The sequence below is a fragment of the Microbulbifer sp. genome (assembly GCF_051659245.1).
In the GTDB taxonomy this organism is placed as follows: Bacteria; Pseudomonadota; Gammaproteobacteria; order Pseudomonadales; family Cellvibrionaceae; genus Microbulbifer.
Map to the genome: position 1 here is coordinate 1 of NZ_JBOFOC010000138.1, position 12,891 is coordinate 12,891.

Annotated in this window: 8 protein-coding genes; 4 read left to right on the forward strand and 4 right to left on the reverse strand. The window is 55.8% G+C overall.

Features of this window, described 5'->3' with window-relative positions:
- Positions 1-447: 447 nt before the first annotated feature.
- The 4 genes from ACRC0P_RS13980 (at position 448) to ACRC0P_RS13995 (ending at position 6,916) form a co-directional block, all read left to right on the forward strand.
- Positions 448-750 carry a GNAT family N-acetyltransferase gene (locus ACRC0P_RS13980; protein WP_438631917.1) on the forward strand — a complete coding sequence of 101 codons (303 nt, stop codon included), beginning with the start codon at positions 448-450 and terminating at the stop codon, positions 748-750.
- 1,635 nt (positions 751-2,385) lie between these two features.
- Positions 2,386-3,948, forward strand: a complete 1,563-nt coding sequence (locus tag ACRC0P_RS13985) for an alpha/beta fold hydrolase (protein ID WP_438631918.1) — start codon at positions 2,386-2,388, stop codon at positions 3,946-3,948.
- A gap of 24 nt (positions 3,949-3,972) precedes the next feature.
- Positions 3,973-4,317, forward strand: a complete 345-nt coding sequence (locus ACRC0P_RS13990) for a hypothetical protein (RefSeq protein ID WP_438631919.1) — start codon at positions 3,973-3,975, stop codon at positions 4,315-4,317.
- Between the two features lie 1,051 nt (positions 4,318-5,368).
- Complete coding sequence (locus tag ACRC0P_RS13995) at positions 5,369-6,916, forward strand: hypothetical protein (RefSeq protein ID WP_438631920.1); 1,548 nt, start codon at positions 5,369-5,371, stop codon at positions 6,914-6,916.
- Between the two features lie 157 nt (positions 6,917-7,073).
- Here the strand turns inward: ACRC0P_RS13995 and ACRC0P_RS14000 are convergent, their stop codons facing one another.
- The 4 genes from ACRC0P_RS14000 to ACRC0P_RS14015 are packed head-to-tail and all read right to left on the reverse strand — an operon-like array spanning position 7,074 to position 12,888.
- Positions 7,074-8,645 carry a hypothetical protein gene (locus tag ACRC0P_RS14000; protein WP_438631921.1) on the reverse strand — a complete coding sequence of 524 codons (1,572 nt, stop codon included), beginning with the start codon at positions 8,643-8,645 and terminating at the stop codon, positions 7,074-7,076.
- Entirely contained in the window at positions 8,642-10,852 is a 2,211-nt protein-coding gene (locus tag ACRC0P_RS14005; protein ID WP_438631922.1) for a hypothetical protein, read from the reverse strand. Before ACRC0P_RS14005 ends, ACRC0P_RS14000 begins: the two co-directional genes overlap by 4 nt.
- Positions 10,845-11,996 (reverse strand): BatA domain-containing protein, encoded by a 1,152-nt coding sequence (locus tag ACRC0P_RS14010; protein ID WP_438631923.1) that lies wholly within the window; start codon positions 11,994-11,996, stop codon positions 10,845-10,847. Before ACRC0P_RS14010 ends, ACRC0P_RS14005 begins: the two co-directional genes overlap by 8 nt.
- Before the next feature lies 1 nt (position 11,997).
- Complete coding sequence (locus ACRC0P_RS14015; RefSeq protein WP_438631924.1) at positions 11,998-12,888, reverse strand: DUF58 domain-containing protein; 891 nt, start codon at positions 12,886-12,888, stop codon at positions 11,998-12,000.
- Positions 12,889-12,891 lie beyond the last annotated feature (3 nt).

Consider the following 12,891-nt stretch of genomic DNA (forward strand, 5'->3'; position numbering starts at 1 on the left):
GATTTATAAATTGTGTCAGCCTTGCTAAACTTCACGGCAAGCGGTCTCCGTTTTCGGTTATTGGTTTTGGTTTGCACCTCCAATTTTACCGGAAATGGCAGGCCGCTTTCTTGTCTTTGGGTAAATTTTCATGAAAAAATCAGCTTATTTTGCCTGTCGCAAGAGTTCACCGTCGGTGAAGTTCTCCGACAGCGCTTAAACTGCGTTAAACCCCTATATTTATAGTGTTATTGGTGCTAAATGCCGGAAATTTATGCAACATTGGGGTGGAGTATTGATGAATTTAGATGAATTGATTGTGCGGGAAGCAAGAGTTTACGACTATCATTCTCTCGCGGCATTGGAACAAAAAGTGATTAACGCTGAGCGTCCGTATAATGCGTCTCTGAAAAAAAAGACGCCTACTACTACGACATCGAAAAGCTGATTTCTGATCGTGATAGTAGGTTGGTCGTTGGAGAAGTTTCTGGTGACATTATCGCTACAGGGTACGTTCAGGTCCGTCACTCAAAGCCTGCCTTGAACCACGACAACCATGGATATTTAGGTTTCATGTATGTGGCAGAGGAGTACAGAGGGCTCGGGTTAAACAAGGTCATCTTGGAAGATCTGGTCAGTTGGGGCCAGCAACGAGGAGTCACCGACTTCTATCTTGACGTGTATGCGGAGAATAGTTCCGCTGTTCGAGCATATGAGAAGTTTGGCTTTCGAGGTTCTCTGCTAGAAATGAAGTTGAACCTGGAGAGTTGATTCAAAGCATAACCAAGCCAGGCACGGCGACGTCCACTACATTGCGGCGGCACCTCCATTCCGTAGCCGCGCGTGCTGAGCGGCGTTAGGTAATAGCTATGAGTCAGTATCGCTTCTATAGAGACGGGCTGGAATTTACGGTCACCAAAGACCTGAGTCCGTATTGTCACGGAAAAGTAGTCCAGTCGCTGAGCACCTACAGCTTTACCTTTGTAGACGCGGTAGGTAATGAATGCTCCATGGTGGCTAAAGGACTATTTTTCTGGCGAAGTATCAAATTCTATATAAATGGAACATTTACAGAAAGCTACGCCCTCTATGAGTCGAAAACTAGCCGAGTTCGGCTCGATAGCAGGATGTTCGTGAGGGTCCGCGATGAATATGTGCATCACGTTGACCTGTTACGAGAGCATGGGGAACACGGTATCTGTCTATGCTCATGGAAAGGAACCCCTCCTTCTTTTGAGCGGCAGGTTATCTGTTTGGTGGTGTTGCGGTTTATTAGTAGTATGCAAAAGTCTTACTCGAGTGCCATACCAGGTACTTAACGAGTTGCTACAGCAGATCAAAAAAAGCTGCGCTTTTTTCACCCGCTGAGCAAGACGTTGTTGCACTGGGCGAAGCCCGGCGTATCTTGCGGGGTGAAAGTCCCCGTCGGGTAAGGGTTAGCCACCCGCCCGTATCGAGTGTTGATCTCATTGCGGAGCAGGTAACTGCGAACAATAGATGAGGTAAGCGTACACAGAGAATCCAGTAGGCCGTAGGGGAAACCGCGTTCCCTGAAGTGCTGGCACAGCTTCGAAAGCTCGTTGTGGTCGCTGAGAGTTTTAACGTGCTCGAAAGCCACAGGAAGCATCTGCTAATGGCAAAGATGTGGAAGACCACCGGAGTCATCAGGCCGTGGCATGCGGGAAGAGTACGTCGAGGAACTCAGGAAGCCCCAAAGGCTCCTGGTACGAGGTGAAGTGACGATACTGTCAGTGTTGGGGCGCGGAAGGGTGAGGAGCCGGGAAACGGTGTGGGCTCGGATGAAGTCATGGAATATGGAGCGACCAGGTAGGCCTGCGAAGGCCGTATGCCGAGGGGTGTCTTATGGGGCATAGTAGTCGAAGGTCCGGAAAGCCGATCACATGGCAAAGGACCCCACGGGAGTACGTAGCCCCTAAAGGAAACTCATGCCGGACACTTCGGACTGGATCAACATGAGTTAACCTCACTGGGGGGAGTAGCCATTGGGCCTTGTAATGGGTAGCTGTGAAGGTCCGCGCGGAAACGAGTACAACCGAGGAACCGGATGCGGGAAAACCGCACGTCTCAGGTGCTCTATTTTAGAATTGGCTATCGCTCAGATAGCACATTTATATATGTTACTATGTGACATATATGTCAGCGTACTGAAATCGTAGTATTTATCACCGTACGCAGCATTGATCGCCAGGTAATGAAAACAGCCCCACTAATAACAGGGCAGGGCTAGAACAATCTTCTGAGGGATCACAAGCAAAAACAGTGTTTGGAAAAAAGACTGGGGGTTTGATAGAGACCCATTATAACTAGAATGCGCTGGAATCTGTCTATTGCTTTGTACGCCTTCCAAGCCAGCAATCGTTAAAGTTTTATTGCGGAGTCATGGAATTGAATAGTGGAGAATTGAAAGATTTGACAATTCAAAGTATGCAAACTCGATGCTTTAATTTTATTGGCCTATTTTTGATTTTATTGGTACAGACACCACTTGTAGAAGCGGATTGGTTTGAGAAAGCGAAAGAGGATGTGAAAACTCTAACGAAAAATGTTAAAGATTCTATACAGGGAAATGAAAATGAGACGACCAATGAAGTCTCAAAGCCTGGGCAAGCACTCGCAATAAAATCATATTTGTATCCAACAGAATGGAAGAAACATGTGATGGTGGAACCTGTGTTTGGTTCTGAGATCCATGTGGTTGAAACAGGTGTGAGCAATAAGGAAGTCGTATTGCTTATTCATGGGTTAGGGAAATTTGGTTCCAAAGATTGGCTCAAAGTCATTCCCGCATTAGAGAGTAACTATCACGTGATCGCCTTTGATTTGCCTGGTTTTGGTAACTCTGGTCGCCCTACTGGTCGCTATTCGCCTACGAATTATGCTGAGGTAGCCGCATGGTTGGTGGATAATTACATTCAAAAACAGGTTACCGTTGTTGGCCATTCAATGGGTGGTGCTGTCGCATTGCGCTATGCAGCCAAATATCCTGAGCAGGTTAATAAGTTGGTGCTGGTTGATGCAGCAGGTATTTTGGAGAGAACAGCATTTTTAAAGCATGTCGGAAAGATTCCACTGGATACCAATACTGACTCTATTGCGCTACAAAAGCTAAGTACACAGATAATTGATTTCGGTGGCAGCGTCGTGGAGTTGTCCACGTTAACACCTGATCCAACGCCGCTACTAAACAGAAGTGAAAAAATTTGGAACATAGCATTTTCCAATAATCCTAGCGGAAATGCAGCCTTGGCGTTAATCGTTGAGGATTTCAGCGTAGCCATTGAGTCGTTACCGATAAAGACCTATATCATTTGGGGGGAGAACGATCCGGTTGCCCCTTTGAGAACAGGGCTCTTGTTGAAGGGGCGTATGCAACATGCGGAGTTACAAGTTATCGAAGACGCAGCCCATGTTCCTATGAACACCCATCCTGAAGCATTCAATCGATTGTTAGTGTCGGCTTTGACTGATAGCTGGCCGGTGGAATCGAACGTGGTTGACACAAACAGTGTTGTTGGAAATTTAGTGTGTGAGAATGAGGTGGGCGAAACTTACACCGGGCGATACCAGTCTATCGACATTAGAAACTGTTCCGGTGTTAAACTCGAGAACATCACAGCAGTAGAACTACGAGTAACTGATTCTGTGATTGAAATTTTAAATACTAGCATTTCTTCAAGCGAAGTGGCGGTTGAGGCGAAAGAATCTGTTCTGAACGTTACCAATACTACATTCGCGGGGCGTACTGCGTTAAAAGCATCTGGCAGCAGGCTTGATTTAGCGGGTGTTACACTTACCGGAGTAAATAGGGCTGTGAAGGTTGAAGCTAGTTCTCGATTTATTTTCTCAGTGAGCGATATCCAGAGCAGCATTTATACTGGTAATGTTCATGGCGTGTTTACCACTGAGAATGCTTATTTAGACCGCATTATCAAGCGTAATTCAAGGTGACGTTAAATAAAGGACTGAAAAATAGTGGATAAACTGATTGTGGTTATATTGGTGTTGTCTTTAGGTGCCTGTGTAAAGTTAGAGGTAAAACCCCAGGAGCTAGTTAAAGACACGGTAAGTACAACAAAGGACGCCTACGATAATTATAAATTAAAAAAGAAGGGCTATGTAGAGCGGAATTTTGAACATAGTGTTCAATTAGAAGTTGATAAAGATGAGACCGATGCTGCATTGAAGTGCTTAGATATCGTGAGAAAGTTAGCCCAGGAATCGTCAGACAAGAAAATAAAAATAATTTCACAATCGACAAAAGTTAGCGGGGAGAATGGCAACCGTAGAATGCAGTGCAAGATAAAAGCATTTATATAAATCGTGCCGAGATAAATCCGAATTCTTGGGAGAAATTTTCATATAGTAGGTGGGGAACCTTTTGTCCGCGGGACCCACTGTAGGGAAGTGAAAACCGGAGAAGATGGCTTGATCGTGGAACCAGGAGAGAGACGTTAAGCTCGCAAGTTCTGTCACTGTGAATGTCATATAGACGAACATAACGTTTGTCGCGCGGCTTGGAGCACAGTTAGCGATGGGCGTTGCTGCAGGAACACAAACATCTTTTAACAGGGAACGTGCTGAAGAACCGGATGACTTAAAGGTCAAGTCCGGATCTGTGGGGGCGTCGCCCGAGGGGGCGGCTCCTACCCGGAAGAGGGATAGTTTACTTTATGCACATTTTGCGGTTCGCTGCGCTCACACTCTCGCAAAAATTTGCATAAAGTAAGCTGCCCCTGCACTCAGCGTTCAAGGTATGCGGCACATTAGCATCGGCTCCCAATAGTGCCGACCGAATATCTATGGTACTTTACTGCGAGCTCTGTGGGGGAAGTTCCCACCTATCTTATCGATGGTGGCCTTCGCGACAGGAAGGAAATTCCATTAGTAAAGAAGGGCGCCGGCAATATCGTACCGGTGTCCATGTACAACAAAACGATGAACAGCTCCTCGCGGATAGTTCATACGGTATGCCCTAAGCTCCTGGTAAGCATATTTTTCGTGCGGCGAGGACTGTTATCTCAACGTTATTGCGACTTGTTCTCCGAGAGATAAAGCGGCGGTTGTGGTGAAAAGATATAGTGCAGCTAGCTGGCAGCCCGGCATTAATCTTAGAGTAAAGTCGTAGTCTGTAGGCTTCGTTCCTGCTACTTCCGCTTAACTCTTCAGGGAGCGACAACCTCAAGCCGGTATTGTGGTTGCCTCTCAGAAAATTTGTCGGTAAGGAAGCGTCGGCTTCCTTATCACCAGGGACAGGCGGTGGCCCTTTACGAGAGCGAAACTATGTCGCTTCAAGCTCCCCGTTAGGGTAGACAATACTTAGAAACTGAGGTGAATTTTACTTTTTTACCAGGAGGTCACGAGAACCATCATGTCTCTTTCACTGAATGAACTAGCCTTGGCGGTGAAAAACGGTGAGGACAGAGCCCTCGCCGCAATTGAAGATCTGAACGACCCCTGTGTGGTGGTCGCTCCCGGCAAAACCCTGTTTGATCTGGCCATAGAGTGTGACAACCGCCTGGTAATCGACCGGCTGTCCCAAAACAAGCAGGCCCTCGCCTTTGCCGCGCCGATAGAGGATGACTTTCAAGCCGGCATCAATTTTCATGTCAGTGAGGACGGGGTGGAATACCCTATCGACACCATTGAGGGTTATCTCACCAAAACGTTCGGCCCCCAACTCAACTTCGCCCGAACGCCCTTGCTGAGCGCCTGCCGGCTCGGCAACCGCTATGCCATGGAAGTGCTGTTAAAAACCGGCGCCAAACCGGCCGATAAAGACCGGCTCAAACTCACTGCGCCCGAGCTGTGTTTTTACGCGCGCGGCGTAGATGGCGTGCGCGAGTTTCTGCAAGCCTTTGAAGCCTCCGGGCAAAAGCCCTTTGCCGCCAATGCCAACCTGGTGCGCGAGCTGTTGGCCTACCCGGATTTGCTGGAGCAGCTTAAAGTCTGCGCAAAACTGGGTGCGCCGGTGCAGAAGCTGTTGTTTTGTTACGACTGCGCCCGGCTGGATGTGGACGCGGTGCGCCGCACCCTGGCTGGCAAGTTCGATATCAACAAAGCCATCACCCGTTTTCTGAACCCGGTGCAGGAGGCGTGCACCTCCCACCTTTTCTGGAATGATCGCCTGCCCGGTCACGGTTATTATGCCTATCATCTGACCAAGTACATCGGCCCGGCCGGTTCCCACTCGATTCATGTGGATAATGATCTGATCGCTCCGGATGGCTCCAATCTGGACAAGCTTATGCGCGAGGCGGAGCAAAAGCGCAGAGCGCTGGAGGAAGAGGGCAAACGCCTGACCCTGTCCAACGAAGACGCGGCCGATCAATTGCAAAAGCGCTGTGCCATCATCGACGCGCTGATGGACGCCGGGCTGGATGTGGAGAAGGCCGAGGACAAATTGGACGAGGATTTTTTTGACGAGCTCAAGGGCATGGGTCTGCGCGAACTGGTCACCCATATGAAGCAGTTCGGCTTTGACGGAGCCCGGCCCGTTCAAAAGGCCGCCCCATCCAGTATCCAGACTTTCTGGGAGCTGCCGGTCGAGTCGCTGCTGGAAGCCGAGGTTGTGGACGAAGGTCCGCAGTGGTACCTGGAGCTGGTCCACTCCAACGTCTATGGGCCGGTGGACGGCGTGACCGTCGAAGTGCGCTTTGGCGATGAGGACGGCAATACCGGGCAGTGGCAGGCGCTCGATTGCTGGGCGCAGACGCTTGATCGCGATGGGCAGATTATCCCCCGGGCCAAGGTGCCCAACCCGATTGTGGAGGAAATGCCTTGGCAGGCCCGCTACCGCACCGAGCCTTGCTCCAGGCCGCTACCGGCGAGCATCTCGGTACGACTGAGCGGGCCGGAACATCTGGCGAATGTGGCGCTGGGGGACTGGGTGCTGGAGGACGAAGTCGCTCAGGATTAGCGTGCCGGCTAGTCAGAATAAAGCGACCACCAACCGTGGATGCTATGCCTATAGATCAGTTCATTGAGGAGAATGCTGATCCGGTCTGGCTCCATCAGAACGAGCTGTGGGAGCTGATGCCGATTGAAGTCGCTCATTTGGTCTGAACTAATCCACCTCAGCGCAGCAATCTGCGCTCCCTCCACCAAGCGAACCCCAGCAACAGTATCAGCGCCAGCGCAATCCAGTGTCGCGGCAGCGGATTGCGCGGGGCCTCTTTATCCGCGGCCGGGCCCAGGCGGGCGCTGGCCATCTGCCGGGTGTCGGTGCGCGCTATGGCCCGCTGCCATTGCGGCCAGGCCTCTCGGGGGAATACGTAGAAATCGAATTCGCCGTTACCGCCGTCGATGCGATGCCAGCCGGGCTGTTTGGGCCACCAGGAATAGCAGGCGCCGCCGCCATCGGCGGGAAGGGCCACGTTGGTTAGTGGATTCCCTGTTCCTTCGTTGTCCAATGCGACCAATTTCGGCGTCGCCCCGGAAAAAGCCGCGCTGCAAAGGGTCACTCGCTGCTGCTCGCGCGGTATTTGGCTCCGCAATTTTACCGGCGTGTGGTCGCCGCGGTGGGCCAGCTGGTGGTCGAACAGGGTTTTCCACAGGTGGGCGTAGTCGGCGACGAAGCCGGCGGTGATCCAGCGGTGACTGCGGTCGAAGAGCACAAAGCCCAGCGATTGGTCGGGGTTGCTGCGCGCCCAGTAAATCGGCTGGGCACCGAGTTGGATATCGCCGGGGTGTCTTCGCTGCGGTTGGTAGCCGGTGAGCGCCAGCAGAGGCATTTCCCCGCCGCCTGCCGCCTCGGCCATATTTGCGGGGGCGAGGGGCATACCCTGCGCGCGAGCGTAATCCAGGAAGTCGCGGGGACTGTCGGTGCCCGCAAGCCACAGCAGGGATTTCTTTTCGGCCAGGGCCGGCAGCCCTTGCCGCTGCGCGAGGCTCAGTTGCGGCCACAGGTGGCTGTCCAGAATCAGCAGGTCGAAGGGGCCATCGGGGTCGAGCAGCTGTGGGGTGCTTGCGTCCAGTCCGTTGAAGTATTCCCGGCGGACGATTCCCGGTGCCAGTTGGGTGACGACCCGGGCGGGCGTGCCGGATTGGCGCAGCCAGCGCGACAGGGCAGCGGTCTCAAACCCCGGGCGTGCCAGCCATAGCAAAACTCCCGGCGCCTTCGGCGCGTGCACCTGTATCGGTAGCGGCTCGCGGCGCACAGTGGTGCCGCCGTCGGTTTCGGTCTCGATACGCAGTTGATAGAGCCAGCGACCGGTAAGCTTAGGTGTGTCGCTGAGTATCGCTTCGCCGCTTTCTGCGGACAGCATGGCGCTCTCCGTTTCACCGCCAAACGGATCTTCAAGAATCAGGCGGCTCGCAATTCCGCTGCCGTGAGCGATGCGCAGCTGCAAAGGTTCGCCCAGCGACAGCTGTTGCGGCCAGTCCACCTGCCAGTCGGGAGCGTCGCTCTCTGTTTCCACTCGCAGTCGCGTCGGCGGCAGGTCGCGCAGTGCGTCCCGGCTTTGCGGCAGTTCGATAGGCAGGGCGGCGGTTTTCGCCGGCGGCAGTAGCGCGGGGGGATTCACCAGCACCCAGACAAGTCCCCAGATGGCGACCTGCAGCACCGCTCCACTTGTTTTTCGGCGGGCGATCAGCAGTAAGGAAGTTCCCAGGGCGCCGATGCAGACGGCGGCAATCCAGAAATTCATTCGCGCCCCCTGCTCTGTTCTCGTAACCAACTGTCAAAACTGTCTGCGGCTGCGCGTTCCCGCGGTAGCGACGGCTGCGCCTGCGGCGCCGGCAGCAGCTGGTACAGCAGCGCGGAAAGCTGTCGGCGGCAATCGGTGCAATCCTCTTGCTGTCGGTACAGGCGCAGGCTCTTCGACAATTCCACCCGCAATTGCGGTTGCTCGCGCAGCTGCGGCAGCGACAGCAGTTCCTTCACCGCGCCGTCATCCAGTGCGTCGTCCGCGCGCACCCGCTGCAGCAGTTTCAACAACTGTTCGCGCTCGTCGTCGCTGCGCGCGGCGTTTACGCGTGGTGGCTTTACGTCGTCCCGTTCTCCGCTGAGACGCCGGCTCTCGTCCAGGGCCGGCGGTTCGAAACCCACACGCTGCAGATAGATGCGCGAGGCCTGCTGCACCTGCTTGATGTTCCGCAGGGCAGTGTGCTGGTGGGGCAGGGAGGCGTGGGGTTCGATCACCGACAGCTCCCGCCAGGAACTCCACATGGCATTCAGCGCGCTGCGCAGCAGTTCCTTGGTCTGCGGATCGAACAGGGTTGCGTGTTCCGAAGTGTCGTGACTGTGGCCCGCAGCAGCGATCACACCGCTGGCGTCGCCGAACTGTTGTGGCGGGGCTTCGTGGTCGTGTCCGTGATTTCCATGATCTTCATGGTCTTCGTGATCGTCGTGTTCGTGTTCCTCCCCGTGCGCGTCTACGCTTTCGCCATGCGCTTCGTGGTCGTGTCCGGATTCGTCATCGTGTTCCAGCGCCGAGTCCTCCTCGCCGAGGAAACGGCCGTAGCGCATGCGCAGCAGGTTCTGCTCATAGGCCAGGGATTCCGAGCGTTTGCGGAAATCCCTCTCGCTGAGTTGCTCCCGTTCCGCCAGCAGCGCCTCGGTATCGATGATCAGCTGGCGCTGGCTGCGGAAATAGTCCGGTAGAACCTTGATTGCCATTCCCTCGGCATCGCTGAGCCCGAAAATCTCCTCCTGCGGCCAGCGGATAATAAAGTGCTGGCTCTTCTGCATGTTCGGCTCGGGTTCGCGGTTGTCGCGCGCCTGCAGGAACCAGTAGAGTTCGTCGCCGGGCTCGACCTGGTAGCGCTCTATCGGCACGTTGAAGCGATAACGCTTTGCGCCTTCCGCAGTGTCGGTCGGCTCCAGCTTTATTTTGTCATTCCGGAAGCGGACATTTTCGCCGTCGCCGCTTGCAAGGGTGATCAACAGATCGGTTTTCGTCACCTGAAAGTCGTCCGCCACCTCGACATCGACCTGCAGCAGCGGCGATGCCTCGCTGTAGGCATTGATCGTCGTCACGTTGTCCCGCGGCAGGCTGAAGGAGAATTCCGGTGCGCGATCGGCTTCGATCTCGATATTGTGAATCTGCGGCAGCAGTATTTCTTCCTCTCCGCTGTGCACGGACAGCTGGTAGAAATCCGTTTCCGCCAGCGTCCGCGTCAGCTGCCAGTGGCGGCTGGGCAGCGTTTCCGTAGTGGAAAAAGAAAAATTCTCGCGCGCAGCGAGCATCATCAGCGCGTTGGCGGGTGCATTCAGTGTGACCCGCCAGCTGATACGCGACTGCTCCGGTGCCTTCACCTGCAGCGACTGGGTCAGCGCGGGCAGGCCGGTGTAAGTGGGCGGTTGAATTTCGGTGACGGCCTCTGCCACTTCGATTGACGCTGCTGCAACAGCGGCCTGTGCGCCAGGCGCCTGGCCGGGCGCGTCGGATTGCGGCAGCGTATTGGCGATGACAAACACCAGCAGGCCGAGGCAGACGCCGATGGCATTGGCTACTGCGCTGCGGTGCCAGGGAGGCCTGAAATTCTTCAGTGCACCGCTGTCCAGCAACTGCTGCAGTGCGGCGGCCGTGCGTTGCCGCTGCACTTGCGCCAGTGGCCCGAGTGTATCCGGTGGATTGTTCAGTAGCTGGCTGCTGTCCTGCAGCGGCGCAAAGTGGCCGTCCAGCTTGCGGCAGATTTCGGTCGTTGAGAGGCGCCAGTTTCGATCCAGCAGCTGGGCCAGCGCGATCGCGGCGAGGCACGCGAAGAGAATCCAGCCCGACCACTGCAATTGCACAATGCCGATTGCACTGATCCCGGCAACGGCCGTTGCGAGCCAGCAATAGGGCCACAGACTGCCGCCGCGCCAGCGGCGGGCCGCACACCGCAATAATGGATGGGCGTGATCAGTCATGGCCGTCACTCCCCACCGCGGGTCGTGCAAGTGCGACTGTGCGCTCCAGCGCGAGCAGCAGCACAAACGCCAACAACAGCCATTGCTCTATCGGCATAAGGCGGAATCGATGCACTTCGGCATCCGCTATCGCAATGCCCGGCGGTGCATCGATGGACCAGAGCCCGCGGCCGCGCGCCTGCAGCGCCCAGTCCTGGGCGAACCACTGTTGCCACAGTTTTTCCGGGAGTTCCGGACGGTGGAAAAAATCCGCGTTGTGCCAGTCGCGCCCGTAGCGGAGCCAGCTGCCGCGGCCTAATGCGGCGGCTTGAAGCGGTTCGTCACCGGCGATTTCGACAAATTGTATTCCACCCGCTGGCTGCACGCGCTGGTCGGTGATTAGCAGGCCGCCATCGCGGATAAATTGCTGCAGCGCTGCGGGCAGCTCGCCGGCTGTGTCGTAGAGCAGCCAGTCCTGCTCGCTTGCGCTTGCCAGGCCGGCAGCGGCGAGCTTTTGCAGCTCCAGTTGCGGCGCGACGGTGTTCTGCAATTGCTGCAGCACCGCTTCAAGCCAGGTCGGACTTTGGCCCAGCAGCGTCAGCCTGGGCAGGGGTGAGGACTCTTCTTTACTCCCGTTCTCCAGTGCGTGCCACCGCCAGTGCGGACTGACCGCCAGGGCGCCGTGACCGCTCGGATTTTGCGCGTGGCGCAACAGGATATGGGCGCGGCGGAATTCTCCGGCATCGGCGAGACTGGAAAGCGTGCGCCAGAGATCCGGCGCCTGCGGCCGCGATTCACTGATGGGCAAGGGATCTGGCAGGAGCCACAGAACGGAGGCGAAGCGGGGGTTTTCCCCCAGGAATGTTTCCAGCTCGGCGCGTTCGATGCGCGGGTCCACCAGCAGCATCTTTTCGGATGCCTGGTTGTCCCTTTGCAACAGGGGCCCCGCGAGCAAAATTGCCAGAAGCGCGAGCAGCAGCATCCTCAACAGCAGCAGCCATTTTTCCCGCAACAGCAATCGTTTTTTGTGCTGGCGTTCCCTCTGCAACCAGTGCACGGCGGCGAAAGTGATTTCCCGTGTTGCATTGCGTCGCAACAGGTGAATCAGCAGCGGAATCGCCAGCGCGGCGAGCAGCCAGAGCCATTGGGAGGACTGCCAGAACATTTCAGCCGATCCTCGAATGCGCGCCGACAAAATGGCGCAGGGACTGCTCCAGCGGCCGCTCTATGGCGACGCTGGTGAGTGGACACTCCCAGTTGGCGAAGCGCGCGGCCAGCGCCTTTTGCGCGGCATTGAATGCGTGCAAATAATCGGCGCGCTGCCGGCGGGCGCTGACTTCGGTGATGGACGGCGATTCCGGATCACGGATTTTCAGTTCGCCGTCGAAGGGAAATGTCTCTTCTGCTTCTATCAATAGTTGCAGCGGCAGGCAGGGGCGCCCGGCGGCCTGCAGGCGGTTGGCGAAGGCGCTGATCTCGGTATTACGTTCGAAGAAATCGCTGACCAGCACCACCTGGCAGGGCTGCTCGAAGTGTTTCCAGAGAGGGGCCAGCTGCTTTTCTCCCGGCCAGTGGCCAACCGCCTGTAGCCGTTCCAGTTCCAGCGCGGCGCGCCGGTGGTGCTCCTCGCCCTGGCCTTCGGGAATAAAGCGCGTGCCGCCGTCGTTCAGCGCCAGCAGGGAGAAGCGGTCGCCCTGGCGGTGCAGCAGCCAGCACAGGGTGGCGATCCAGCATTTTGCGTATCGCAGTTTGTTCAGTTGCGGATGGGTGAAGCTGGGTTGTGCCATGGAGGCGCTGGTATCGAGCGCGATGCATACGTGCATCTGGCTCTCCCGTTCCGCCTCGCGCACAAAGTAGCGGTCCGAGCGCGCAAACAGTTTCCAGTCGATATGGCGGATGGAATCGCCGGGCTCGTAGCTGCGATATTGCTGGAACTCGATGCCGGCGCCGCGCCGCTGGCTGTGTTGCATTCCCAGCAGCATGCCCTCGGCGATATGCCGCGACAGCCAGGCGAGGTCGCGGGTGCTGGCCAGCGTCAGCGGGTCCGTCAATTTCACGGG